Origin of the sequence: uncultured Aquimarina sp., assembly GCF_947492965.1 — a bacterium.
In the GTDB taxonomy this organism is placed as follows: domain Bacteria; phylum Bacteroidota; class Bacteroidia; order Flavobacteriales; family Flavobacteriaceae; genus Aquimarina.
The window spans coordinates 53,816-79,792 of the sequence record NZ_CANLOZ010000001.1 but is presented as its reverse complement, the minus strand read 5'-3'; the positions used below and the strand labels follow the sequence as shown (position 1 = coordinate 79,792).

The 25,977-nt window shown below is 32.7% G+C and carries 24 protein-coding genes; 10 read left to right on the top strand and 14 right to left on the bottom strand.

Annotated elements, in window-relative coordinates:
• Positions 1-16: 16 nt before the first annotated feature.
• The gene (locus Q1B37_RS00355) at positions 17-595 is read right to left on the bottom strand and encodes a hypothetical protein (RefSeq protein ID WP_299894184.1); all 579 of its coding nucleotides are present in this window, start codon (positions 593-595) and stop codon (positions 17-19) included.
• A 276-nt stretch (positions 596-871) separates the two neighbouring features.
• On the opposite strand from Q1B37_RS00355, the gene Q1B37_RS00350 reads away from it, so the two are divergent.
• From Q1B37_RS00350 to Q1B37_RS00330, 5 genes are all read left to right on the top strand, one after another.
• A complete protein-coding gene (locus Q1B37_RS00350; RefSeq protein WP_299604624.1) occupies positions 872-1,765 on the top strand; it encodes a YihY/virulence factor BrkB family protein in 894 nt (297 codons plus the stop codon).
• Between the two features lie 167 nt (positions 1,766-1,932).
• The gene (locus tag Q1B37_RS00345) at positions 1,933-2,217 is read left to right on the top strand and encodes a GNAT family N-acetyltransferase (protein ID WP_299894183.1); all 285 of its coding nucleotides are present in this window, start codon (positions 1,933-1,935) and stop codon (positions 2,215-2,217) included.
• A gap of 2 nt (positions 2,218-2,219) precedes the next feature.
• Positions 2,220-2,426, top strand: a complete 207-nt coding sequence (locus tag Q1B37_RS00340; protein WP_299894181.1) for a (4Fe-4S)-binding protein — start codon at positions 2,220-2,222, stop codon at positions 2,424-2,426.
• A gap of 90 nt (positions 2,427-2,516) precedes the next feature.
• Positions 2,517-4,157: an FAD-dependent oxidoreductase gene (locus Q1B37_RS00335; RefSeq protein WP_299894179.1), complete on the top strand. Its 1,641-nt coding sequence runs from the start codon at positions 2,517-2,519 to the stop codon at positions 4,155-4,157.
• A 196-nt stretch (positions 4,158-4,353) separates the two neighbouring features.
• Positions 4,354-4,506 carry a hypothetical protein gene (locus Q1B37_RS00330; RefSeq protein ID WP_299894178.1) on the top strand — a complete coding sequence of 51 codons (153 nt, stop codon included), beginning with the start codon at positions 4,354-4,356 and terminating at the stop codon, positions 4,504-4,506.
• A 25-nt stretch (positions 4,507-4,531) separates the two neighbouring features.
• On the opposite strand, the gene Q1B37_RS00325 is transcribed toward Q1B37_RS00330, so the two are convergent.
• Complete coding sequence (locus Q1B37_RS00325) at positions 4,532-5,266, bottom strand: DUF6503 family protein (protein WP_299894176.1); 735 nt, start codon at positions 5,264-5,266, stop codon at positions 4,532-4,534.
• Between the two features lie 333 nt (positions 5,267-5,599).
• On the opposite strand from Q1B37_RS00325, the gene Q1B37_RS00320 reads away from it, so the two are divergent.
• Positions 5,600-11,038 carry an Ig-like domain-containing protein gene (locus Q1B37_RS00320; RefSeq protein WP_299894175.1) on the top strand — a complete coding sequence of 1,813 codons (5,439 nt, stop codon included), beginning with the start codon at positions 5,600-5,602 and terminating at the stop codon, positions 11,036-11,038.
• Positions 11,039-11,153: 115 nt separating this feature from the next.
• Here the strand turns inward: Q1B37_RS00320 and Q1B37_RS00315 are convergent, their stop codons facing one another.
• The 12 genes from Q1B37_RS00315 to Q1B37_RS00260 form a co-directional block, all read right to left on the bottom strand.
• Complete coding sequence (locus Q1B37_RS00315) at positions 11,154-12,047, bottom strand: thiopeptide-type bacteriocin biosynthesis protein (protein WP_299894171.1); 894 nt, start codon at positions 12,045-12,047, stop codon at positions 11,154-11,156.
• Positions 12,047-14,281 (bottom strand): lantibiotic dehydratase family protein, encoded by a 2,235-nt coding sequence (locus tag Q1B37_RS00310; RefSeq protein WP_299894169.1) that lies wholly within the window; start codon positions 14,279-14,281, stop codon positions 12,047-12,049. Before Q1B37_RS00310 ends, Q1B37_RS00315 begins: the two co-directional genes overlap by 1 nt.
• An 18-nt stretch (positions 14,282-14,299) precedes the next feature.
• Complete coding sequence (locus Q1B37_RS00305; RefSeq protein ID WP_299894168.1) at positions 14,300-15,520, bottom strand: lanthionine synthetase C family protein; 1,221 nt, start codon at positions 15,518-15,520, stop codon at positions 14,300-14,302.
• A 135-nt stretch (positions 15,521-15,655) separates the two neighbouring features.
• Positions 15,656-15,808 (bottom strand): hypothetical protein, encoded by a 153-nt coding sequence (locus Q1B37_RS00300; protein ID WP_155839727.1) that lies wholly within the window; start codon positions 15,806-15,808, stop codon positions 15,656-15,658.
• Between the two features lie 219 nt (positions 15,809-16,027).
• Positions 16,028-16,183: a class I lanthipeptide gene (locus tag Q1B37_RS00295; protein ID WP_299894165.1), complete on the bottom strand. Its 156-nt coding sequence runs from the start codon at positions 16,181-16,183 to the stop codon at positions 16,028-16,030.
• Positions 16,184-16,337: 154 nt separating this feature from the next.
• Complete coding sequence (locus Q1B37_RS00290; protein ID WP_299894162.1) at positions 16,338-18,065, bottom strand: helix-turn-helix domain-containing protein; 1,728 nt, start codon at positions 18,063-18,065, stop codon at positions 16,338-16,340.
• A gap of 77 nt (positions 18,066-18,142) precedes the next feature.
• Positions 18,143-18,529 carry a thiol-disulfide oxidoreductase DCC family protein gene (locus tag Q1B37_RS00285; RefSeq protein ID WP_299894159.1) on the bottom strand — a complete coding sequence of 129 codons (387 nt, stop codon included), beginning with the start codon at positions 18,527-18,529 and terminating at the stop codon, positions 18,143-18,145.
• Between the two features lie 27 nt (positions 18,530-18,556).
• Positions 18,557-19,225 (bottom strand): ABC transporter ATP-binding protein, encoded by a 669-nt coding sequence (locus Q1B37_RS00280; protein WP_299894157.1) that lies wholly within the window; start codon positions 19,223-19,225, stop codon positions 18,557-18,559.
• Positions 19,222-20,436, bottom strand: a complete 1,215-nt coding sequence (locus Q1B37_RS00275) for an FtsX-like permease family protein (RefSeq protein WP_299894154.1) — start codon at positions 20,434-20,436, stop codon at positions 19,222-19,224. Before Q1B37_RS00275 ends, Q1B37_RS00280 begins: the two co-directional genes overlap by 4 nt.
• Positions 20,437-20,514: 78 nt before the next feature.
• Positions 20,515-20,877 carry a TfoX/Sxy family protein gene (locus Q1B37_RS00270; RefSeq protein ID WP_299894151.1) on the bottom strand — a complete coding sequence of 121 codons (363 nt, stop codon included), beginning with the start codon at positions 20,875-20,877 and terminating at the stop codon, positions 20,515-20,517.
• On the bottom strand, positions 20,877-21,542 hold the full coding sequence (locus tag Q1B37_RS00265; protein ID WP_299894149.1) for a DUF2461 domain-containing protein: 666 nt from the start codon (positions 21,540-21,542) through the stop codon (positions 20,877-20,879). The genes Q1B37_RS00270 and Q1B37_RS00265 overlap by 1 nt, the downstream gene beginning before the upstream one ends.
• 126 nt (positions 21,543-21,668) lie before the next feature.
• Positions 21,669-22,031, bottom strand: a complete 363-nt coding sequence (locus Q1B37_RS00260; RefSeq protein ID WP_299894146.1) for a VOC family protein — start codon at positions 22,029-22,031, stop codon at positions 21,669-21,671.
• 93 nt (positions 22,032-22,124) lie between these two features.
• On the opposite strand from Q1B37_RS00260, the gene Q1B37_RS00255 reads away from it, so the two are divergent.
• The 4 genes from Q1B37_RS00255 to Q1B37_RS00240 all read left to right on the top strand — a co-directional run bounded on the left by Q1B37_RS00255 (position 22,125) and on the right by Q1B37_RS00240 (position 25,930).
• Positions 22,125-23,531: a hypothetical protein gene (locus Q1B37_RS00255; protein WP_299894143.1), complete on the top strand. Its 1,407-nt coding sequence runs from the start codon at positions 22,125-22,127 to the stop codon at positions 23,529-23,531.
• Between the two features lie 73 nt (positions 23,532-23,604).
• Positions 23,605-24,183, top strand: coding sequence for a Crp/Fnr family transcriptional regulator (locus Q1B37_RS00250; protein WP_299894141.1), 579 nt, complete (start codon positions 23,605-23,607; stop codon positions 24,181-24,183).
• 82 nt (positions 24,184-24,265) lie between these two features.
• On the top strand, positions 24,266-24,712 hold the full coding sequence (locus Q1B37_RS00245; protein WP_299894138.1) for a nuclear transport factor 2 family protein: 447 nt from the start codon (positions 24,266-24,268) through the stop codon (positions 24,710-24,712).
• A gap of 180 nt (positions 24,713-24,892) precedes the next feature.
• On the top strand, positions 24,893-25,930 hold the full coding sequence (locus Q1B37_RS00240) for a M12 family metallopeptidase (RefSeq protein ID WP_299894135.1): 1,038 nt from the start codon (positions 24,893-24,895) through the stop codon (positions 25,928-25,930).
• The last annotated feature ends 47 nt before the right edge of the window (positions 25,931-25,977 follow it).

The window sequence follows — 25,977 nt, the reverse complement described above, 5'->3', positions numbered from 1 at the left end:
TGATGCGTAAACGCTATTAGTTTTGCTCAAACTCCTTAGTCAACAAAAGAATTTCATCTGGTGATAAATACAATCTTCTTATTCTATCTTTATATTTCTGGGGTAAACTTGCATTATCTAGAATAAATCTTTTGGTCTGTAGGATGTAATGCTGCATATTATGAGTTAAAGCATATACATCAGCTGCTTTTTCAGCCTCTCGTATGTAATTTTGAGACAACAAATATCTAATGCCGTACCACACTAAGTTTATTGAACTTCTCTGTTGATAATCAATTATATGTCCTAGTTCGTGACCAAACCAACCAATCAAAACCTCAGAAGGAATATCTTCGATTTTTAATACCAATTCATCCAGGCTAAATGAATTACTAATTAATATTACATATTTTCTGTTTTTTTTAGATCGAAAAAATGAACTCAACTTTGGTTGAGCCTTCATAAATGATTTATTAAGAGATGGCTGTATTTTAAACTCTATAGCTACTTCTTTTAACTCTGGATAATACGAAAGCGCCTTAAGAATTTCATTCTTTAGATTGCCCGGTAATATCTTGTTATTTTTATGTATTATCTCTTGTGAAAAAATCATCATTGGTATTAATGTCACTACTAGGTGCAGGATATATTTTTTAATTCTTTTTATAACATTCGAATTTGAATAATGGCAAGATATATCAGATTTGATCCAGAGTTTGATGCATATGATAGAAAGGGTAACTCTTTCGCTTAAAGCGCTAATATTTATAGAGATTGAGGTATTATTATTCTTTAGCAAATAATATATTTACTATCAAAGCAAAAAAAATAAGGTTAGCCTTCTTCATCTACATAAGGGCTCTACCTTCTTGATTTATAAATTATAAAAATTGTGAGTAAAATATTTAAACATATCCAGTCCTTTCTTAAAACGTTGATTACAACTTTTAAAAATTGGAATGCAAATGAACCTTTTCAAATGAGTGCTGCAGTAAGCTATTATGCATTATTTTCTTTTCCAGCATTGCTTATCATCATCATTCAAACGACAGGTATTTTTTATGAAAAGCAACAAATTAAAAACAAAATTATTAAAGAGATATCAGAAGTTCTCGGCAGAGACGCTGCGAGCACTATAGAAAGTATGTTACAAAATGCAATTGATATAGAACAAACCTCGTTAGTAATAATTATCGGAATTATCACCTTATTATATGGAGCAACGGGTATGTTTATTGCCTTACAAAAGTCACTAAACACGATATGGAAAGTAAAACCTAAACCAAAAAATGAGCTTCTAAAAATGATTAAAGATCGTGTCTTTTCTTTAGGTTTAATTCTCGTAATAGGTTTTCTTCTTCTAACATCTTTAGTACTTACCGCTTTGATTACCGCAACTACTGACTGGATAGGAGAACATTTTCCCAACTTTATTATTTACATTATCCAGTTTATTAATTTCATTTTATCTTTTATACTAACTACTGTATTATTTGCATTGATATTTAAGGTTTTACCTGATGTTAAGATACAATGGAAAGATGTTTGGTTAGGTGCATTCATAACTACATTGCTATTTAGTATTGGTAAGTATGCATTAGGAATATATTTTGGAACTGTAAACCCACAATCTGCTTTTGGCGCAGCTGGATCTGTAATTTTAATTTTATTATGGGTTTCCTATTCTAGTTTAATACTATTTTTTGGTGCAGAATTTACTAAAGTTTTATCATCGCGATATGGCTCTGGAATTGAACCCGCTTCTTACGCCGAAAGAATCTCGTAGCATATCCGAATAGTCGGAACATAAGAATATCTAAAGTGCAATTTGAAGAAAATTCAAAATCTGATGATTCTTGTGAGTATTTTAAGAATCTTCTCAAAAAAACTTTTAATTAAAAGAGTTACTTTTAGATACACAAGACATGCCATATGAATCTTAAAATCTAACAAATGGAAATACAAATCAAAGAACGTGAAAATAAGGGATTTGCTATTGCTCGAGACAATGATAAAAAAGCAGGGATAATGACCTATTCTGATCCAGGAAGTGATTTCATAATTATCGATCATACAGAGGTAGAACCAGAATACAATGGTAAAGGTGTTGGTAAGCAATTGCTTTATAAAATTGTAGAAATGGCAAGAGAAAAAAATATAAAAATCCTTCCGTTATGTCCCTTTGCTAACGCTATGTTTAAAAAACTCAATGATATCAAGGATGTATTAAAACCCTAACTATGGAAAAAATAAAAGAATATAAGAAAGGTGATTTTACAGTCGTATGGGAACCTAAAAAATGTATCCATTCAGGCATTTGTGTTAAAACTTTACCTAAGGTTTATAATCCCAAGGACAGACCTTGGATTAAACCAGAAAACGCATCAATAGAAGCACTAAAAAATCAGATTACTGCTTGCCCATCGGGAGCATTAACCTTCAAGTAGTAAATTATTTATTAGACATTTGTCTTCAGCATATGATAACTTGATGATTATACAATAAAAAACAACTTAAAAAAATACTTACCTCAACTTATGACCGACTCACGATTTCCTGTATTAACTCAAAAACAAATTCATATTTTCAAAGAATATGGAACCTTTCTAGACTTTGAAACCGAAACACCAATATTTAACGTTGGAGATAAGGATTATGATTTTTTCATTGTTATTAAGGGAGAGGTATATATAAAGGATGAAAGCGGAGCAGAAAAAATCATAGTTACTCACGGTATTAATGAATTTACTGGTGATAATAGTATGCTGTCTGATAGAAAAGCACAATTTAATGGATATGCTTCAAAAGGTTCTACCTTATTACGTGTCAAAGCCGATAAACTTCGTAACGTAATCTCAACTCATAGCGATATTAGCGACATTCTTTTAAGTGCTTTTGTTCAACGACAGGAAACCATGTTACATGAATTCGAAGGAGGGATAAAATTAATTGGTTCGTTATCTTCTAAAGAAACATATGCACTTCGTGATTTTATGGAAAAAAACCATATTTGGTGTACTTTTTTAAATATAGATACTTCTGAAGAAGCACAGCAGTTATTAGAAAGCTTTGGTGTTAAGGAAAATGAATTACCAATACTATTAAACCCTGCCGGAGAGATTTGCAGAAAACCAAGTATTCCAGAACTTGCCAAGCAAGCAGGTGTTTTAATGGACTTTGGCAACGAGCTTTATGATGTCTTAATCGTTGGAGCAGGCCCTTCTGGACTAGCGGCAAGTGTATATGCTGCTTCTGAAGGATTAAGCGTAGTAACTATAGATAGTAATGCACCAGGAGGACAAGCCGGAAAAAGTTCAAAAATTGAAAATTATCTAGGATTTCCAACAGGCATCTCAGGAAATGATCTAGCCAATAAGGCTTATATTCAGGCTCAAAAATTTGGATGTAATATTTCTATTCCACATCGAGCTAAGACATTAGAATACAATCAGAATTACTTTACTATTTGTGCTACCAATGGAAAGACAATAAAAGCTAAAGCAGTAATAGCAGCCACAGGAGCACAATACCGACAATTACCTATAGAGACTATTGAAAAGTTTGAAGGCAGCGGAGTTTTCTATTCCGCAACAGTGATGAACGCCTCTTCTTGTAAAAATGAAATAGTAGGAGTTGTTGGTGGAGGTAATTCTGCCGGACAAGCTGCTCTTTTTCTAGCTGAACATGCAAAGGAAGTTCATATCATAATTCGCGGTACTAATATTGGAGCGAAAATGAGCGACTATTTAGTACAAAGAATAATTACAGAGCCTAACATTATACTGCATAAGGAAACCAATGTAGTTGACTTACATGGAAAACATCATTTAGAATCCGTTACGCTGCAAACTAATGGTAAAAAGGAAACTATATCCATTTCTAATCTTTTTACTTTTATAGGAGCAAAACCTTGCACGGAATGGCTTGGAGAAGTAATTGCAACTGATTCAAAAGGTTTTATTTATACGGGATCAGATGTTACTGAAAACGCTTTGACTAAGTGTGCGATTTTTGAACAAAGAAAACCACAATCCTTGGAAACAAGTGTACCAGGTTTTTTTGCGGTCGGTGATGTTCGAAAGGGTTCCGTAAAAAGAGTTGCTTCAGCTGTTGGAGAAGGTTCTATGGCTATTAGTCAAATACACCGATATCTAGAAGAAAGAAAGACTATTGATTAGAAATTACTTTCAACATTTTCTTTTTAATATTTAGAACTCATCAATAAATTTTAACTAGAAAATAACAAACAAAACTACTACTTGGAAAATACTAATAGACTTTTTTGTTTTTAAATAGGTTTTCATCTTTTACAAACTCTTTTTTCTCTCTATTCTAAAATTTATTAACTTTATTAAAGAACCAAAACATAGTAGAATGAAGACTTTGAAAAAATTTAGAAAATTAACTCGGCAAGAGTTATCGAAAGTAAATGGAGGTACAGATTATAGTGCAGGACAATGTGAAAACTTTATATACATACCACCGACAGCAGCCATGCCAGAACCTGGAAGATATTGTTTATCATAATAAACTATTGAGTTTAAAAAGAAAATCAATTGAATTCTAAAATTTCATAAAAATAATCGGCTCTTAAGAACTTTTTATTTCTTAAGCTATCTACTCTATAACTTTTTCGTTCCTTATTCAAGGACAACCCTGTTACAGTTTCATATTTGGTGTTTTCTATATAACTATAGGTATCACCATGGTGCACCATAGTACTTAAAAGTTTATAGGTTCTCTGATCAAAATAATACCACCATATGTTGTCAGGAGAACCATCTTCTTTAAAATAAATTACCTTCACAGTATATACACTTTTATTATCCACCACATCTGCTCCTTCATAAGATAGATGCAATCCTTCGTCCAATAATTTAAAAGGCTGCCAAATCACGTAATTCGCTCCAGTTATGGCACTACGGTATTTTTCTTTAAGTTTTAGTTCTTTTTGTTCAACGCCATTAAAATAGATCGAAATGTTATCGTTTTTAAGCAATACGATTTTACTAATACTATCTTCTATCCATTTCATTTCGGCAGTAAGTTTAGCACCAAATATATTCTTATGAGTTTGAATAGTTTTTTGCTCAACACTTCCCAGGCTATCATATAAAATAGTTGTTTTTACATAAGAAAGTTCTTTTGCAGACTTCCACTTATCAATACCTCCATGTGCTTCAATTGATTTTAACACAATCTTTTCGGGATCTAATTCTTTTTTGCAACACTGTAGGTTCAATATTGTGATATAAAGAACTGGTATTAGTTTGATGATCTTCTTCATCATTAGGCTTTTATCAGAATATTTGATTAAAATTTCAACCACTATTCTACATTACTCTAATATAAGGCATTAATATTACTTTATGTTGCCAGAGAAAAACTTAATTACTAGTTTTGCCAAAAAGTAAGAAAGGAAAAAATTATCTAACACCCCCTCCTCTAGATAATTAAAATACTATTTTAAATCAAGATAATGAGATAGGAACAATTCTCAATTATGAACTTTATAGCGCATAATTGTTACTTGCAAAAAATAGTACTGTTTAAAAATTGTATAAAAAGCTTTTATGGTTAAATTCTGTTCACAGAACTAATCAGCTATATCTGGAATAAAATGATAAAAAAATTAATTTCTATTTATCTACTTCTTTTACTGGGGAATCAATTATTATTCTCCCAAGCAGATTATATAAGTTGGGAATTTAGAGGAGGAAGCCTTCTCAATAACCCTGATGGAACATCAACTGGACCAGGACCCGAACCAGCTGGATTAGATGTAGCAACGATACCTAATACTTCCATTACCAGAGGTCGTCTACGATCGGCAATATTGGGTGACTTGGATAATGACGGTGATCTAGATTTTATTTCTGGTAGTCAAGGAGGAACCGTACATTATTTTGAAAACGATGGCACAATCACAGCCCCTAATTGGGTATCAGCGTCCATTCCTACTTTAGATACTATTTGGATAGAAAGAACGCTTACAGTAAGAAATCAAAACAGACCGCAACTTGCAGATATTGATGACGACGGAGATCTAGACTTGTTTATTGGTACTGATTATGATTATGAACGAGATAGAGATAATGATGTTCTTTTTTACAGAAATATAGGAACTCCAGAAACTCCAGTATTTGAATATATACCCGATGGATTGCCAGGACTCCATGATCAGGAGATAGCTGAATTTCCAGGTTTAGGTTTTGTTGATCTCGATAATGATTTAGATTTAGATCTTGTAGCACTTGGTAGCGACAAACTAACTTATTTCAAAAATATCGGAACGATAAACAATCCTATCTTCGAACGCCAATCCGAAGCAGATAGTCCATGGGATGACGAAAGTGCTTTTAATAATATGGATGTTCCGATACCTGTATTCGAAGATTTTGATAAAGATGGGGATCTTGATATGTTTTTTATGATTGATACAGGTTTTGTTAGATGGTTAGAAAATACTGGAACACCTACCGCTCCAAACTTTGCCTCCGTTCAAAGTACTTTCAATGGAGAATTAACTCGTGGTGAAATAGGAAGTTTTCCAACTATAGACTTTGGAGATGTGGATGGAGATGGTTTAAAAGATGCTATTTTAGGTAGTTTTAATGTAGCAAGATTTGCATGGTTTAAACAAATTCCTGTATGTATAGCCCCAAGTACACCAAATATTTCTGCAGCTACTGAAGTATGTGAAGGAGAAACAACTACTATCACTATAACTGGTGACTTAAACATTGCTTCTACCTGGTCTATTTACACTGATTCCTGTGGAGGAAATTTATTGGGAACTACCAAAAAAAATACTTCAACATTTGAAGTAATTCCAACAGCACCTAGTACCACCTATTATATAAGAGCAGAAGACGGTGATATTAGCTGTATCGATGAAACAACAGCTAATTGCTTAACCATCACAATAAATGTGAATCCTCTGGATGATCCTAGCTTTAGCTATGACCAATCCTTGTATTGTAAAGATCAATCCGAAACAACACCCACTGTTACAGGACTAACAGGTGGAGTATTCTCCAGTACAACTGGATTGGATATTGATCCTGATTCAGGAATTATTGATATCACAAATAGTAATCCGGGTGATTATATAGTAACCTATACCACAACTGGAACTTGTCCTAACTCCAGTCAAGTAAACGTAAATATAACAGATCTTGATGATGCTAGCTTTAGCTATGACCAATCATTATATTGTAAAGATCAATCTGAGGCAACACCTGCAATTACAGGATTAACAGGAGGGATATTCGCTAGTACAACTGGATTGGATATTGATCCTGATTCAGGAGTTATTGATATTACTAACAGTGATCCGGGTGATTATGTAGTAACCTATACCACAACTGGAACTTGTCCTAACTCCAGTCAAGTAAACATAAATATAACAGATCTTGATGATGCTAGCTTTAGCTATGACCAATCATTATATTGTAAAGATCAATCTGAGGCAACACCTGCAATTACAGGATTAACAGGAGGGATATTCGCTAGTACAACTGGATTGGATATTGATCCTGATTCAGGAATCATAGATATTACTAACAGTGATCCTGGGGATTATGTAGTAACTTATACCACAACAGGAACTTGTCCAAACTCCAGTCAAGTAAACGTAAATATAACTGAACTTGATGATGCTAGCTTTAGCTATGATCAATCCTTATATTGTAAAGATCAATCTGAAGCAATACCTTCTATTACAGGGCTAGCAGGCGGAGTATTCTCTAGTACAACAGGATTGGATATTGATCCTGATTCAGGAGTTATTGATATCACAAATAGTGATCCTGGGGATTATGTAGTTACCTATACCACAACTGGAACTTGTCCTAACTCCAGTCAAGTAAACATAAATATAACAGATCTTGATGATGCTAGCTTTAGCTATGACCAATCCTTATATTGTAAAGATCAATCCGAAACAACACCCACTGTTACAGGATTAACTGGTGGAGTATTCGCTAGTACAACAGGATTAGATATTGATCCTGATTCAGGAATTATTGATATCACAAATAGTGATCCGGGTGATTATATAGTAACCTATACCACAACTGGAACTTGTCCAAACTCCAGTCAAGTAAACGTAAATATAACAGCTCTTGATGATCCTAGCTTTAGCTATGACCAATCCTTATACTGTAAAGATCAATCTGAGGCAACGCCATCAATCACAGGATTAACAGGAGGGATCTTCTCTAGTACAACTGGATTGGATATTGATCCTGATTCAGGAGTTATTGATATCACAAATAGTGATCCCGGTGATTATATAGTAACCTATACCACAACTGGAACTTGTCCAAACTCCAGTCAAGTAAACGTAAATATAACTGAACTTGATGATCCTAGCTTTAGCTATGACCAATCATTATATTGTAAAGATCAATCTGAGGCAACACCTGCTATTACAGGACTAACTGGTGGAGTATTCGCTAGTACAACTGGATTAGATATTGATCCTGATTCAGGAGTTATTGATATCACAAATAGTGATCCCGGTGATTATATAGTAACCTATACTACCACTGGAACTTGTCCAAACTCCAGTCAAGTAAACGTAAATATAACTGAACTTGATGATCCTAGCTTTAGCTATGATCAATCCTTATATTGTAAAGATCAATCTGAGGCAACACCTGCTATTACAGGACTAACAGGAGGGATATTCTCTAGTACAACTGGATTGGATATTGATCCTGATTCAGGAGTTATTGATATCACAAATAGTGATCCGGGTGATTATATAGTAACCTATACCACAACTGGAACTTGTCCAAACTCCAGTCAAGTAAACGTAAATATAACAGATCTTGATGATGCTAGCTTTAGCTATGATCAATCCTTGTACTGTAAAGATCAATCCGAAACAACACCCACTGTTACAGGACCAACAGGTGGAGTATTCTCTAGTACAACTGGATTGGATATTGATCCTGATTCAGGAGTTATTGATATCACAAATAGTGATCCTGGGGATTATGTAGTTACCTATACCACAACTGGAACTTGTCCAAACTCCAGTCAAGTAAATGTAAATATAACTGAACTTGATGATCCTAGCTTTAGCTATGATCAATCATTATATTGTAAAGATCAATCTGAGGCAATACCTGATATTACAGGACTAACTGGTGGAGTGTTCTCTAGTACAACTGGATTGGATATTGATCCTGATTCAGGAGTTATTGATATCACAAATAGTGATCTCGGTGATTATATAGTAACCTATACCACAACTGGAACTTGTCCAAACTCCAGTCAAGTAAACGTAAATATAACTGAACTTGATGATCCTAGCTTTAGCTATGACCAATCATTATATTGTAAAGATCAATCTGAGGCAACACCTGCTATTACAGGACTAACTGGTGGAGTATTCGCTAGTACAACTGGATTAGATATTGATCCTGATTCAGGAGTTATTGATATCACAAATAGTGATCCCGGTGATTATATAGTAACCTATACTACCACTGGAACTTGTCCTAACTCCAGTCAAGTAAACGTAAATATAACTGAACTTGATGATGCTAGCTTTAGCTATGACCAATCCTTATATTGTAAAGATCAATCTGAGGCAACACCTGCTATTACAGGACTAACAGGAGGGATATTCTCTAGTACAACTGGATTGGATATTGATCCTGATTCAGGAGTTATTGATATCACAAATAGTGATCCGGGTGATTATATAGTAACCTATACCACAACTGGAACTTGTCCAAACTCCAGTCAAGTAAACGTAAATATAACTGAACTTGATGATCCTAGCTTTAGCTATGACCAATCCTTGTATTGTAAAGATCAATCTGAGGCAACACCTGCTATTACAGGACTAACTGGTGGAGTATTCGCTAGTACAACTGGATTAGATATTGATCCTGATTCAGGAGTTATTGATATCACAAATAGTGATCCGGGTGATTATGTAGTAACCTATACTACAACTGGAACTTGTCCAAACTCCAGTCAAGTAAACGTAAATATAACTGAACTTGATGATCCTAGCTTTAGCTATGATCAATCCTTATACTGTAAAGATCAATCTGAGGCAACACCTACTGTTACAGGACTAACAGGAGGGATATTCTCTAGTACAACTGGATTGGATATTGATCCTGATTCAGGAGTTATTGATATTACTAACAGTGATCCGGGTGATTATGTAGTAACCTATACCACAACTGGAACTTGTCCTAACTCATTTGATTTTAATATTACTATTAACGATTTAGATGACGCATCATTTTTATACACTGAATCCTCCTTTTCAACCACAGCTCCAAACGCAGTTCCTATTATTACAGGGATCACAGGTGGTGTTTTCAACGCAATACCAACTGGATTAGATATAGATGGTAGTACGGGAGAAATCAACCTAACCAATTCAGTACCGAATACATATACAATTACATATACCGTTGCCAACATTTGTGCTAATTCATCCAATATAAATATATTAGTCATAGATGATATACCTCCAATTGCAAGTATTACCTCTGCCGAAAGCAATCCTACGGCTAACTCTTCTTTTGAAATCACAATTAATTTTGATGAGGATATTAATAATTTTAGTTTGAATGATATTATTGTTGATAATGGAACAATAAGTAATTTTTCTGGAGGAGGTCTCTCCTATCAGGCAACTGTTACTGCTATCACCACGGGAACAGTAACCGTTTATATTAATCCTGGGAGCTTTACCGATCTGTATGGGAATGAAAATACCGTATTAACTGAATTTATGATTAATTTTGACAATACCTTAAGCGTTAATGATGAAAATCCTTTGGAAAGGCTTGCCATTTATCCAATACCATCAAAAAACACAATTAATATATCTGGTGAGTTAAATCTAAAATTAAAAAGTGTTGAATTTTACGATATTCACGGTAAACTAATATTTTCTGAAATATTAGACAGTCATAACACTTCTAATAGTATTGATATTTCTACATTTCATTCAGGTTTATATTTAATGAAAATATTTTCTGAAACATCAACAATTACTAAAAAAATTATCAAAGAATAAAGTTCTGTTTTGAAAGTGGTATGATGTAGAAATTAAATTGAAAAGGAAGTAACTTTAAAATACCTCTACCTCATTCAATTTAAAATTTTTGAAACAAAGACGTATTGGTAATGATTTAATTAGGTTGTTTTTTGTTTTTAAATTTTCGGATTCCCCAGGCAATTTTATAATTTCTATATAGCAAATCATAAAGAACCATCTCATGCAAACGATTTTTAGATCTAAACAACCTGTTCATAAGCATATGAATATAACTACTCATTCTATCATCTAATATTGAAGTATTCACCTTAGATTTTATACTACCAACTAAGGCTTTACTCTTGGTACTTTTTTCTTCAAGCAGATCAAGAATTGGTATATATTCAGGAGTTGCTTCTTTGCTAAGACTAAGAAAATTTTTAATCTTTTCTTGCTCATTTCTAAACTTCTTATCCATTTGCTTTTTGAGATTTTTATTCATCCCAAACTCTGCTCCAAAACCAGTTTTTAATCGCTCCATTAAAACCAATTTCTGGTCTTCATCATATCCAAAATCCGCAAGCAACTGATCGATTGCTCTTATCCCAAACAACCATCTTAACTCTTCCCCTTCATCTCCATCAATCAAATCGAGAAAATCTACGATCATCTTGCTATCCAGAAAAAATAATTCTTCTGAAGCTACCATTGTATCAACACCGTAACGTTCAATCTCCCTTTGATACGTATCCAACTGTATTTTCCATATTAAATCTTCATCAGAAAACTCTTTTAATCCTGCATACAATGCGTTAATGACAGCTGCTACATTTTCTGGTTCATTGTAGTGAAATCTAACTCTAATATGATGTTTAGGGTCGTTATACCGAATGAAGAACCACTTATCAATAACATCTTGTTCTAAAAGATGACTCGCTATAGGTTTTATAATTTCAGTTAGAATAAGGTCTGAAGTTTTAGGACCAGTATAGATTTTATAGTATAACCATTCACTACCTATAATAAAAGCTCTTTGTACTCCTTCCATTAATTCTGTATATTTTTTAGTTTCTTTTCGTTGTAAAAAGACACTACAATTTGGTTTGTAAATGCTTTATCACCACTCTTTACAATACTATCTTCGGTATGCAAAAACTCTTTTAATTTAAATCTTCCTCTTTTCTTTACAGTATTCAATAACATTTTTATTGACGTTGTGTTCCTAGTATTCACCAGCAACTCATTGTCTCCATCAGCGAGCAGCACAAAACGAGGTAGTTTCTTGGCATCAATAAATTTGTTTAATTCTTCCAAGAATTTCTCTTCATCTTTTAATACCCCCAAAAGCTCTTTAATATCTTTAGAGGATATATTCCATATTGCACTAGAGAGTATAACATCTTTATACTCTACCCTAGGCAAAAAATCGTATTCATCGGCAAAAGGTCCCCAATCAAATCCAATTCCGCCTCTTATATTTTGAGTTTGCATATTTGCTAAAAACTGATAGATAGGTAAAGCATTACTCGAATAATTATGAGCGTTTGTAAGATGTGGTATTACCTCTTTATCAAATTTTTTAGACCTAAGTTTCACTTTGCCTCTTGGAGTTGCTGAGATCATTAGATCATCTAATAATAATTGATCTTCATCTTTTAGAATAGATTTTGCTAAATAAGGTATTTCATATTTTCTAAAATTTGGTCTCATTAAAATATTCCCAACTCTCGATTCTGGTAAATGGACAATCTCAGCAAGAATTTTATCCGGATTTAATTTGGTTTCTACATCAATTATCTCATGCGTATATGTATTTAATTCTTTATCTCCATGACAGAATCTACCCAATAAATTGGCAGCACTCGAACCTCCACAACTGGACATTATTATTTTTTCCTCGGACTTGACTTTTACCAACTCTACCATCGCAGAAATGGTATCTGGTAAATCTTCCCAATTCTCTTCCAATCCTTTAAAGTCTTCATCGGTTACTACTAACGTTTGCTCTTCTTCCTTTATACTTTTTACCAATTTCTTCTGAAGTACCGAATTAATAGCTGACCATTTCACATCTCTAACAACTACTTTCTCCGAATTATAAGGCAGCATAAGATCATCTATAATCTGACTTACATCGCCCGAATCCTTATCTTGTAAAAAACCAATACCAAGTTCTACATCCAGAGCATTAGACAAGGAAACTTCTCTACTCTCATAACGTTCATAAAACGCTGTTCTAAATCTAGAAATAAAAGTTTCTTTTGGTGGTAAGGTTAATTTATTAATAATAGAAAGCCCCTTTCTTATTTTTTTAATGGTATCATAACTGAGGGTATTCGATTCTACAGATAAGCTCATATCTGTCTGAAACATATATTTTAATTCGAATTCTGTCCCCAGTTTCTTAAGAGATTCACTTAGTTTTATATACTCATATGCATTGTTACCTATATTTTCATCAATTCGACTTAGGGTAGACTGAACATTCTCTAGTTCGGAAATAATATATTCTGTCCCTGAAAGTCTTTTTAAAACTGGCATTATCTGATCCAAAAATTCTGGTCCAGACACTGAAGGTTCTAATTCGCTAATCAGTAATTGACTGTCCACTAATTGATCGAGAAACCCTGATGCATCTTCTAATGTAATATCATCATCTACCAGTAATGCCGCTAAATCTCTTAATAAAGCCCCTTTTCGCGCTTGTCCTAATATTATTTGTAAGTATTCAGAATCTTCTACTGCTACAATATGATGAACCCTTCTACTTTTAACATAAGAGTATTCTACATATCTTAATTGTTTGCCAGCTTTGTAGATACTAGTATTGGGATAGAAGAGTAATTGTTCTTTAATTTTTTCGTCCTTTACAATATCTTGGGACAGTGCTACCAAATAATTCATATCCAATCGTGTATGACGATTGTTTTTTGATTTATCTGAGAGTGTAATGTTTGCAATTTCCGAAAAGCTTCCTACCGAAGTTCCAGCAAAAATACCAAAGGGCGTACATCTTGAAGACATTCTACTTAAATACTTCAGCACAGAATACATCATACGCTCCGAAGCTGCTTTTTCGGTAAGATTCCCAACTAACCACTTTTCAAATTCTTGATATAAGGAAGGTGAAGCTAAAAAAATTGCCTCTTTAATAATCTGATCCGAACATATCTTTTTTAGCTTTTCTTCTTTCAGTTCATTATCCCCAGTTAATTCTTTAAAAAAGGAAAAAGAAAAAAGAGGAGCTCGCAAAACATATTTTGGAAAATTTTTATAGCTCATATTACTTTATACTTCAAATTAACTGATTAATAAACATTCATCCCATTTCGTATCAAATGGCGCCAAATAAGAGATAATACTTAACCCAATCCCAGCGATACCTTCTAATAAATTGATTTCCTTTCTCCAGCCTTGATCTTCTCCTCCAAACCATTGCTTATATCCTACGTACCCATCTTTGTGTATGGCCATATCGATCCCTTGCTCCATCCAAAAATTTGCGGTTTCCCTAAAAATCTCCTTTTTTGTTTCCTTGTACATATAATTGTAAATCTGTACCATACCAAAAGTACCATGACACAAACCATTGTCTTTTACTTTGGCTTCTTCCAGATCTCTTCGTTTGCAAGAATGTTCTACTGTTTTCATCCCTTTTTCGGTTATCATATCATTTTTTAATGCTCTTCCAACCCTAAATAAAGTAAGTCCAATCCCTAAATCACCATAACACCAAGCTAAACGTTCTTGGCCATTCTTTTCCATGCCTTCATAAATCCAACTTGGAAAAGACGAAGAACAAGAAGAATCTGTATTTTCATAACTTAGGATGAACTGAGTAGCTTTCTCTAAAAGAGGTCTAACCTCATCCTTAAAATCATCGTAGCCTAACAAACGTGATAAAAAATTAACAATGCTTGCCATACCATGAGACAAACTAAGATTGGCTCCAATTACTCTAGTATTATTACTAAAAGAGGTTTCCCATTTTAACATACTATCTTCTTCAATTGCGGTTCTTTTTAGGGAGGCAATAAGTTCTAAAAGTTTTGCTTTATAAGCATCCTTCAAAGTTTTAGACTTTGTGTTTTGATATCTTTTGAAGAAATAAAAACCAATTCCAATAGTTCCATGTAAGAAATCATAAAATTTATCTTTTTCTCCCATTTGAATGATTGCGCTAGTTAGGTATTCATCTAAATCTGCCAATAACTCATCACAATCCACATCAATAAAACCTTCATCGTCCAACAACTCAATAGTCCAACCTGCTCCCGCTATACCAGTACAAAAAGTAGGAAAACTATAGCCTTGATTTATTTTTTCGATCACTGTTGATATCATATCCACTCCAACATCAGCATGAGCATCATTCTCAGTAAATTTTGCATAATAAAACTGAAACAATGCAATTCCTGATATTCCGGATAAAACACCTACGTGTTGATTATCTGTATAATTTTCTGAAAGGATAGCACTAATCTTTTCTAGCTTATCTAATAAAATAGATTCTGTATTCATTTTTCTCTTTAAAACATACTATAAAAAAACTGCCTAAAAGTAAGGCAGTTTCAGCGTTCAAAATATTAAAAAAACTTGTATTATGACAGGTACTATGAAATCATTTTAAAAAATATAGTACTTGTCATAATTTTATTAGAAACAATATCTTCCTGGAGGAGGACAGCTGTTAAAAGCATCTAATGTAGGACAACAATGTGTTGGATCGATACCTCCTTTGATTTTATTAAGATTTAAGTCACTAATTGTTTGTTTTTTAAGCTCCAGCTTTTTCAATGATTTTTTCATGAATGTAATTTTAATTAAGACACCTACTCTTTTTCTAAGGTTTTCGGTTACCCCTTGCTAAAATGAATTGTTAACAATTTCTCATTTTGTTCTTCTACCAAATTAGCACAGAGAAACGCAGTAAAAAAGTATAATTTCCGCATTTTGGATAAAATAAGGCATAAAAAAAGCCTCATTTACTGATGAAGCTTTTTCTAATTATTTTTTTTTGTAGTTGATCTAATACCGATGTTGAGTGGATTCACATTCCATATGTGAATTACAATGATCAGTAGCTAAACAATCGCCTCCTTTAATTTTTGTCATACCATAATCATTAATTCTGGCAACGGTAAGCTTTTTGAGACTTACACTTTTCTTTAATTGCTTTTTCATTATGTAATATTTAAAAGATCCTAAAAACCGTTAAAAACTAATAAGATCTATAGAGTTAATATAATGAAATATACTTTTTACAAGCCTTAAATCATAATTGACAAACCTCATTTTAAACAAAATGCGGCATTCTTCTATTGACTTTTTTTAAGTTTTATAGTTTTACAGGTAACTTCTCAATATTCTTGATATAATAAGAAGGGTTTAACCCAGTCTTTGCCTTAAAATGTTTGGTAAAAGAATTATCACTTTTATATCCAATCTCGCTAGCAATCGAACTAATAGAAAATGACCTGAATTTGTTGTCATTTTTTAATCGTTTCAATACGTAATCAATTCTTAAGTCATTGATATAATCATTAAAACTTTTTCCTTTATAGTTATTTATAATTCTGGAAAGGTAGGTAGCATTGGTTTTCACCTTTTTCGCTATGGATCTTAAATTGCAATCGACACTTAAAAAATACTCTTGCTTTTCTAGTTTCTCTAATCCCTTTAGCACTGCATTAATTTTGTCATCATCGATATAAATTTCTTTAGTAGACTCTCTAGTTTCTATATTTTCTTGAGCTTCTTTTGATTCAAGATCAGAAATTTTTTGAATCAGTTTATTAAAAACCTTCTTATTTGCTTTTTGCTTTCTAAAATAAGTAATTAGTATAAAAACAAGGGATAATGCCACAATGACTAAAGCCCATAAAATATAACTCTTAAGCTTTTGTTCTTTTTCCTGTTCACTTTCTAGCTTTCTAATTTTGTTATCCAGTTGCTGTGTACTCTGATCATAGATTTTATGAACTGTTTTATCTTTATCTTTCTGAAATTGATCTTGAAGTTCCTGATGTTTCGAAAACCATACTATTGAGGCATCTGTATTTCCAATTTCCTTGTAGCTTTTAGCGAGAAGCATATGTGCATCTATCACTCTATTCTTTCTTAGGTCATTTTCCTTTAAGGCATTGATCGTTTTTAATAGATAGTCAACTGCTTTTTCATATGATTGCATGTCATAGAAATAACTCGCCAAAAAATAATTCACATTAATTCTCTGGTTGGATCTATCATTAACTTTTAATTTGTTTAAGATTTTTTCCGCTTTATATAAAAAGCTCAAAGCTTGATCATAGTCATTCCTTTTAAAGAAAACAATTCCTTTTTTGGTATATAAATCTGCTATCCCGATTTCATAATTTAAAGGAGTACTAATAGCAATACCTATATCCGCGTATTTTAGAACAGAATCAAACTGTCCTAGATCTAAATACACTTCACTTATAATCGTCAATACATTTACATGATTTTTCTTATTCTTATATGATGTCTTATCTATAAAACTCAATAAACCTCTGCAGTCTTCCAGTGCTTTATCTAACTGATTCATTCTTCTGAGCACAATTACAATATTGGATTTGGCAACAATTTCTTTTTTAAGATTCCCTCGTTCCTGTGCCATTTGTAACACTTGATGGTAGGTATCTAAAGCGTTTTGATTTTGCCAATCTTGCAAATAAGAATTTCCTAATTTTAAGTATGCATTAGCGAGGGTTTCATTATCCGAATTGCTTTTTGCTACATCAATCGCTTTTTGAAAATATGAAATACTTATTTCAGACTCTTCTCTTTTATAAAAGCTGTATCCAATGTCTATATAAATCTCAGAAAGATCGTTACCCGACAGGTTTTTGCTTTTTAATATGTTTTCATAAACTGCAGCTTTTTTCTTTCTGGAACTTTTAATCAAATCTACTAGTTGATCAATACTTTTGTTTTGGATTGTATCTATTCCTATAATTTCTTCCTTCTGCGCACTTAGCCAAAAAGTAGACAATAACATCCAATAAAATATACATCTTCGTGTATACCTATTAACAAAAAAGCTCATTCAGAATTGTATTGTGTGATCATCCAAATGTAGCAATTCTTTTTAATTGACCTTCAATAGCGAAGTGAAGTAAAAAATTATCTAAAGTTAATTGTGCAACTGGTAGACTGTCCAAACCACTTTACTCTGTTGCGAGAAGCTAGTTTATAAATTCCATCGCGTATCATTCGAGGAACAAAGGCTAACAGGGCTGCTACTCGTTTCCACTTTGGAATTTTAGAGACTATCTTAATAAAACCATCAGAGTGTGTATGTGCTCCATTTTCATCTATTAAAATCACTGTATCTAACCTTTCAGTTGGGTAGCCGTATTTTTTTAATAATTCTTGGCCTTGAGGAGATTGAAAAGGAGTAAAATGGAAAAGATCTTTCGGAGCAAATTTCATCAACCAGCCTACTACTCCATTGCATAAATTGCACTCACCATCGAAAATCACAATACTTTTATTAAAAGAAGTTTCCATTTTATTGATTTTTAAGTTTTTATACGATCATAGTCGTATAACTCCATCAATCATTTCAATACTTCTATCAGAATTATGATAAATTTTAGAATTATGGGTGGCAATTACTACAGCTTTATTTTTGGTTCCTGTAATTTCTTTAAGCAAATCGAATATTAATTCTGAGTTTTTTTGGTCTAAATTTCCAGTAGGTTCATCTGCAACAATTAATGAAGGATTATTTATTAAAGCTCTTGCAATAGCTACTCGCTGTTGTTGTCCACCAGAAAGTTGATATGCAGGGCGTTTAGCAAAGGATTTCATACCCACTTCTGCTAATAAACTCATAGCATCATGTTCTATCTCCTTTTTATTTTTTAAGGAAAGTTTCATAGCAGGCAACATTACATTCTGAAGGACATTAAACTCTGGAAGCAAATAATGAAATTGATATACAAAACCGATATGTTTATTTCTAAAATCAGTTAATTGCGAAGCAGTTAACCTTTTAATTTTGTGATCATATATTGTTAGATCACCATCAAAATCAGTATCTAACGTAGACAAAATATATAATAAGGTAGATTTACCGCTTCCAGACTCACCAAATACAGATACTAACTCGCCTTCAGAAATTGATAAAGAAACATCTTGTAAAACCTGATGCTTTTCTGGTTCTGTAAAATATTTATTGATCTGTTTAGCTTTTAAAATCATATCCCTCTTATAATCGTTACCGGATCCACTTTACTAGCTTTTTTAGATGGGAAATACCCAGCGAAAGCAGTTGTCAAAACACCAAAGAAAAATCCCAAAATGTAGTAAAAAACCTTAAAGTTAATAGGATACGTCTCTACTATAATAAAATCCGAAGTATCCAAGGGTGTTGTAGATATTAAATAACTAATACCATATCCAAATAAGACGCCTAAAAATGCTCCAAACACACCAATAATAATTGATTGTACCAAAAAGATAAATACAATATCTTCACTAGAATATCCAACGGTTTTCAAAACGGCAATATCCTTTCTTTTCTGAATTACGGTGATATTTAGAATATTATAAATTCCAAATCCTGCAACCAAAAGCAATGCAAAAGAAACTGACCATGTTAGAATGTCTCTTACTTTATTACCAATGACAATAGTTTTATTACTGTCCTTCCAATCTTCTGTAGTTATCCCTTGGAATTTTTGAACAAGATCATCTTTAATACTCACATCATCTCTATCTTTTAATTTAATGTGAATATTAGTGATATGATTCTTCTGACCTAATAAATGTTGTAATGTTTCTGAAGAGGTATAAGTTCGTACGTTATCAATTGTGGTAATCCCAAAACTAAATATTCCTGAAACTTCTAATTGTTGATTTTTACCATTAGGAAGAATCATTTTAATAGAATCCCCAACAGAAACTTGCAATCTTTTTGCCAAGCTTATACCGATAAGGATGGTGTTTTTTGCAGATAAACTCTGAAACCCTTTTCCTTCTACCAATCTTCTTTCGAGATCAACCATAGTATCTTCATGGGTCGGAAAAACTCCATTAATACTGCCAGGATGTTGCTTAGCATCACTTATTAAAATTGCTGGAGAGATTATTTGATGCGCAAAACTTCGCACATTATTCTTATTCTTTAAAAAAGAGTCGATTTTATCATAGTTATCTAAAAAACTTCCTTGACTTAAGATCGAATTAGCGTTTGGTTTTTCTACATCCTTACTAATAATTATATCAGGACTTCCATTAAAAACAGCATCATCTAAAAAATCGTTCACTCCAGTCATAAAGTTAATCATCACTATAAAAGTAGTTACTCCTAACAATACACCAATCATTGCCAAAAAAATTTGTTTTTTCCTAGCAAAAAGATACTGCATTGCAATAAATACGTTTGTTTTAGTAAAGATTGTTTTAGACATATGCAATAGGTCGCTATCGAACTTTAACAATTACAAAAACTATCTATTTTAAAATAGCATTTTAGAAACTTTTCATACCTATTTCTTCTTCTTACTACTTTTGGCTAAAGGATTAAAATCCAGACATAATTGTATCCAATATTCAAGATCTTCATCCATATCAAAACCTTCTGGAGTTACAAAAACATATCCTTTCATTGGTCTTCCTGTAAAATCCATTGGATAACACCCAGTTCTATTGATAGCAATAGCATAGGCTTCTTCTCCTATTCTTGCCATTAATAAATCGGTTTCCTTCTTTTTATCATAATGGATTCCACAACACATTTTGTCATCTACCATAAAACAAAGACCTCCTATCATTCTTTTGGTATAGAAATTTGTTCTTTTGTCTTTAAAAATCTGATGAATCCGATCCGAAAGGAACTCACTATACGCCATTATTGAATTGCTTTGGTTAAATACTCATTTATAGGACGCATTATCTTCCAATACTCCATTAATTTATCAATAAGAGAATCATTGGTGATCAATGAAGGTGATTCTTCTCCAACAAAATAGAATTGTTTGTTCCCAATTAAAGGTTCAATTTTGTAAGCTTCTTTCCATTCTCTTGGAATTCGTTTTATTGCTCGTCCTTTGATTTCTCCAAATCTCTCAACAAACTCTTTTTCTTCAATTAATTTTCTAAAATCTTTAGGATTATTACTAATCGTAGTTCTTAAATTAAACAATTGTTCCTTTGTAATACCAAAACATCCTCCCATAACTCCTACCATAATGGGTGACAATCGCAAAAACAAACCCGGAACACTTTTATCTTTTCGTCCTCCATTAGATATAAAGGCTGTGTAGTATAAATTATACGGGGATTTATCTTCAGAAAAACGAATATCCCTGTTTATACGTAGCACACACTCTTTAGCATCAATTTGCAATGTAGGATCGTACTTCTGAATTTCTTGAATCATTTTACCCACAAAAATCTCAAAAGGTCTCTTCACACTTGCTTCATATCTCTTTTTATTGGTATGAAACCACTCTTTATGATTATTAAATTCTAATTCCTTAAAAAATTCTACAAAGTCTTGTGTAAAATATTGCATGGTCTTATGTATCAGTTATTAAATATAGCAAAATACTATCTAGAGTAACATAAACATCCTGAATTTCTTAATGAACTTCTGTTGGATAGTATAATCTCTAGATAGTTTAGGAATGTATTAAATAGTTTATTTCATGGAATGAAATGCAACCCTATTTCCTTCGGTATCCAGAAAAATTGCCATAAAACCATTCTCTCCTATAGAAGTTTTAGGCATTAAAATCTTTCCTCCAGCTTTTTCTACTCTAGCTAAAGGAATGGAAAGATCATCTCCTCCATTAAGGTAGGCAAATGTACCTTCTTGTGATGGTGTATTTCCGTTTCCATGCGTAACACAGCCACCTACTCCACCATCTTTGTATGGAAAAAATGCCATTTTAAATTCCATCTCCATAGGTTGTAGTTCTACATCTAAAAGCTCATTGTAAAATTTTACAGCTCTTTCAAAATTGGTACTTGGTATTTCAAACCAGCTAATTGCATTTGACATAATAAAATAAAGTATTGATTAAGATTCTCTCAAAAGTATGTGATCAGAGTCATGAAAAAAAGTATTATTTTTGAAAAAACATAGGTTTCTAAAATGAAGAAAAACGAAGAATTATTCTATTTAATCAAATCATTGACAAAAAGTGAGAAACGTTATTTTCGACTCAGTTCTAAAGGAGGAGAAGACGCTGAATACCTATTGCTTTTTGACGCTATCGAAGCGCAAAAGATATATGATGAAACATTAATCAAAACACAATTCTCAGACAAAGCTTTTATCAACCAGCTAACAACCATAAAGAACTACCTAAAACAGCGTGTTCTGCAATCTCTCAGAAATTATCACGCCAAAATTTCGATACAAGCCGAACTAATCAGTATTATTAAAAATGTTGAAATTTTATATCACAAAGGATTGTATGCCATTTGTAATAGCGAATTAAAAAGAGCAGAAAAAAAAGCTATCAACTTTCAACAAAATGTATTGCTTTTTCAAATAAAAGATTGGAAAAGAAAAGTTTATCAAGCCTTACATCCTCAAGATTTCGAAACCTTAAAAGATATTATCACCGAGCAGAAACAATGCTTAGATTCTACAACCAACTATATCAATCTTTTATTAGCCAACACAGACCCCATAAACGCTTCTTTATCTCACAAAAAAACAAATCACCTACAGAACAAAACACTAAAGGCACTTCATTTATACCGAAAACATCTTGCCTCTAACAATCCAAAAAAGGCAAAACAACTCATAGAAAAACTGATCAAAGAATGGGAACAACAGCCTGAACTGCTTAAAGAGTACTTTACCACATATTTCTCGGTCTACAACAATTATCTAGGATATCTTGTTTTCGAAAAACTATACAAAGAAGCATTCGTTAGAATATTATTCTTAAAACAAAAAGCATCTGAAATTACGGTAAATTCTGCTTCATTAATTAAAGAAAAACTTCGTCTGTACAATATAGAATTAGAAATTCACAGAAACCTAAAAGACATTCACAACACACAAGAGGTTATAGAAAATATTCATGGTTTTATAGAGGAAAACAAAAATGTAATTCCAGATAATTATTGGCTTTCTTTTAGATTTCAGTTTGCCAACATCTACTTTCAAAAAAGAGATTTTCAAAAATCCCTTCACTGGATCAATGACATCCTAAACAATCAGACAAAAAAAGACCGAAAAGACCTTATCACCTACACCTATTGGCTCAACCTTCTAACACACTACGAACTAGGAAATGGATTTTCGATGAGATATTTAATAGATGCACTAAAAAAAAATATTAAAAAGCAAAAAAACATAGAAGTCTATGAAAAGCTCATATTGAAATTTTTAAGCAAAACTGTCGAACTTTCTGAAAAAGCAAAGAAGGATGCTTTTGAGGAGTTAGCTTTAGAACTAAAGAAAAACCCCATCCCAAATTTCATATTAGGTTATATCAATTTCAACCAATGGATTGAGCAGAAATACGAATTACATTCTTTATAAGTAATGTTGTGTTCTTTTTTTTAAAACAATACCTTAGTGCTTTACACAAAACAAAAGTTAGTTTACGTATAGTATGGACGATGCTATTAATCTTCTCAAAACCACTCTTCATAACTTTCATAAACTCACGGACGAAGAGTTTAAAGAATTTTTAAAGATTTCTGAATACAAAACATTAGCAAAAAAGGAATTTCTACTACAAAACGGACAGTACAATCACGGAATACTATTTGTTACCAAAGGCATTTTGGGTCTATACGAGCTCATTAATACTAAAGAGATTTACACTTCTTTTTTTAGTGTTTCTGATTTTGCCACAGAAATATCCAGCTTGGCTTCTCAAAACACTTCCAACAAAAACATTGTAGCCATAAGTGATACAGAAGGTTTTTTTATTAAGAGAACCGAACTTTTACAACTTTACGACAAATCAATATCCTTTGAACGTTTAGGAAGAAAACTACTCGAACATTTATTAAGTGAGCAGCATACCTTTACAACAATGTTAACATCGCTAAAGCCCGAAGATCGATATAAATATTTATTAGAACACAATCCAGAACTTATTCAGCAAATACCAGTTCAATATTTAGCATCTTATATTGGCGTTGCCAGAGAAACTCTGAGTAGAATTCGTAAAAGAATGTCCTAATTACACTTTGTGATCATCGTCACAAAAATCCTGTTTCCGTATTCTTAGTTTCACACCGTTTAAAATTCTAAAATTGATACTAATGAAAACTTTAGCACGAATTATGGTTTGTATTATATGTTTATGTACGGCCGATTGTAAATCTCAAACTAACGAAGAAGTTATGGAAAACGAAATTAAAACTGTGGTAGAAAAATTTGTAACCGCAGGAGCGCAACGCAACACAGCTATGTTTGGTGAAATTTTACATCCCGACTTTCGAGTTGTGGTAAATCGATATCCTACTTCTGATAAAACCACTGTCATTTCAGGAGCCGGATATATTTCATTAATGAATCAAAAGAAAATTGGCGGCACGCCTTATAAAACCTCTATTTTACATCTAGATATTAAAGGACATTCTGCAACCGTTATTGCACTACTAGAAGCTCCTGAAAATAGTATGCAAGTAACTTTTTTGCTAGTTAAAAATCAAGAAAACACCTGGCAAATCATTTCTGATCTCACTATACAAAACCCTAACCCTTAAATTTATCGACAAACAAATCACTGAAAATCAACCTGTTTGTAGGATTTTTACTTCTTATGTTACAAATGTTAACGTTTCCTGTTTTATGTCGCATTAAGTGTTAATTATTTATTAGAAAAATACTAATTGATGTGGTTTCTGGTTAGAGCAAGTGTTAATAACATAAAAACACAAACTCAAATGAAAATTAACAAATCAATCCTAATGCTAGGAACAGCATTAGCTATGTTCTCATGCTCTGAGAACGAGCCTATTTCGGATCTAGAGAATTTAGAACCAGAAACACCTCTTTTTGATGGAGCAGAAAGGGCTAATTTTAGCACGACAGGAACTATTGAAGAAGGATTCTATGCTGGTCTTCCTATTAATTACGAATCGCTAAATGGAGATCGTATTTTTGAAGGGGATATCATTCTTCCCAAAGATCACGTTTTCTCCGAAGATACTAACTTTGTTTTAGAAGATGGCCAAGATCCATCCGAAAGCAAAAGCGTTGGAAGAACTTCTGGAAGATGGCCGAACAATACGGTATATTACACAATCGCGAGTGATTTACCGAACAAGGCACGTGTTACTAATGCGATTGCAAGCTGGGAAAACAACACGAATCTAACATTTATTGAAAGAACAAACGAACCAAACTATATCTATTTTAGACCTGGTAGTGGTTGTTCTTCTAATGTTGGAATGGTTGGTGGAAGACAAAACATTAATCTTGCAAGCGGATGTAGTACTGGAAATACCATACACGAAATTGGTCATGCTGTAGGTTTATGGCACGAACAAAGTAGAGCAGGTAGAGATCAATATCTAACAATCAATTTTCAGAATATTCAATCTGGAAGAGAGTTTAATTTCAGAACCTATGTAGAACAGGGTTATGATGGTGACGAATATACAGATGCCTTAGATTTTGGATCTATTATGATGTATGGAGCTTATTCTTTTTCTAAAAATGGGCAACCTACAATCACCAAAAAAGATGGTAGCACTTATTCCGTTCAAAGAAATGCATTATCCTCTGGTGATTTACAAGGAATTGATAAAATGTATCCTGATGGAGATGGCGGCGGCGGAGAACCAACTTATGAAAATGGTCAATACTATACGGTATACGGATTAAGAGTATATAGATATAATGACAAATGGTATTACTATAGCTCGCGTTATGGTTGGAGAGAAGTGGTCTATGTAAATGGCGCTTGGTATTATGCGTAATATATAAATTAGTAATTGTTTTAAGCCTTAGGTAGATATACTTAAGG

Bases quoted from the DNA above. Each gene is read 5' to 3' on its own strand.
- Q1B37_RS00240 (WP_299894135.1), top strand. From the start codon at position 24,893: ATGAAAATTAACAAATCAATCCTAATGCTAGGAACAGCATTAGCTATG.
- Q1B37_RS00275 (WP_299894154.1), bottom strand. From the start codon at position 20,436: ATGTCTAAAACAATCTTTACTAAAACAAACGTATTTATTGCAATGCAG.
- Q1B37_RS00305 (WP_299894168.1), bottom strand. From the start codon at position 15,520: ATGAATACAGAATCTATTTTATTAGATAAGCTAGAAAAGATTAGTGCT.
- Q1B37_RS00255 (WP_299894143.1), top strand. From the start codon at position 22,125: ATGAAGAAAAACGAAGAATTATTCTATTTAATCAAATCATTGACAAAA.
- Q1B37_RS00355 (WP_299894184.1), bottom strand. From the start codon at position 595: ATGATGATTTTTTCACAAGAGATAATACATAAAAATAACAAGATATTA.
- Q1B37_RS00345 (WP_299894183.1), top strand. From the start codon at position 1,933: ATGGAAATACAAATCAAAGAACGTGAAAATAAGGGATTTGCTATTGCT.
- Q1B37_RS00315 (WP_299894171.1), bottom strand. From the start codon at position 12,047: ATGGAAGGAGTACAAAGAGCTTTTATTATAGGTAGTGAATGGTTATAC.
- Q1B37_RS00265 (WP_299894149.1), bottom strand. From the start codon at position 21,542: ATGCAATATTTTACACAAGACTTTGTAGAATTTTTTAAGGAATTAGAA.
- Q1B37_RS00285 (WP_299894159.1), bottom strand. From the start codon at position 18,529: ATGGAAACTTCTTTTAATAAAAGTATTGTGATTTTCGATGGTGAGTGC.
- Q1B37_RS00295 (WP_299894165.1), bottom strand. From the start codon at position 16,183: ATGAAAAAGCAATTAAAGAAAAGTGTAAGTCTCAAAAAGCTTACCGTT.
- Q1B37_RS00260 (WP_299894146.1), bottom strand. From the start codon at position 22,031: ATGTCAAATGCAATTAGCTGGTTTGAAATACCAAGTACCAATTTTGAA.
- Q1B37_RS00270 (WP_299894151.1), bottom strand. From the start codon at position 20,877: ATGGCGTATAGTGAGTTCCTTTCGGATCGGATTCATCAGATTTTTAAA.
- Q1B37_RS00310 (WP_299894169.1), bottom strand. From the start codon at position 14,281: ATGAGCTATAAAAATTTTCCAAAATATGTTTTGCGAGCTCCTCTTTTT.
- Q1B37_RS00325 (WP_299894176.1), bottom strand. From the start codon at position 5,266: ATGAAGAAGATCATCAAACTAATACCAGTTCTTTATATCACAATATTG.
- Q1B37_RS00335 (WP_299894179.1), top strand. From the start codon at position 2,517: ATGACCGACTCACGATTTCCTGTATTAACTCAAAAACAAATTCATATT.
- Q1B37_RS00250 (WP_299894141.1), top strand. From the start codon at position 23,605: ATGGACGATGCTATTAATCTTCTCAAAACCACTCTTCATAACTTTCAT.
- Q1B37_RS00340 (WP_299894181.1), top strand. From the start codon at position 2,220: ATGGAAAAAATAAAAGAATATAAGAAAGGTGATTTTACAGTCGTATGG.
- Q1B37_RS00330 (WP_299894178.1), top strand. From the start codon at position 4,354: ATGAAGACTTTGAAAAAATTTAGAAAATTAACTCGGCAAGAGTTATCG.
- Q1B37_RS00290 (WP_299894162.1), bottom strand. From the start codon at position 18,065: ATGAGCTTTTTTGTTAATAGGTATACACGAAGATGTATATTTTATTGG.
- Q1B37_RS00300 (WP_155839727.1), bottom strand. From the start codon at position 15,808: ATGAAAAAATCATTGAAAAAGCTGGAGCTTAAAAAACAAACAATTAGT.
- Q1B37_RS00320 (WP_299894175.1), top strand. From the start codon at position 5,600: ATGATAAAAAAATTAATTTCTATTTATCTACTTCTTTTACTGGGGAAT.
- Q1B37_RS00245 (WP_299894138.1), top strand. From the start codon at position 24,266: ATGAAAACTTTAGCACGAATTATGGTTTGTATTATATGTTTATGTACG.
- Q1B37_RS00280 (WP_299894157.1), bottom strand. From the start codon at position 19,225: ATGATTTTAAAAGCTAAACAGATCAATAAATATTTTACAGAACCAGAA.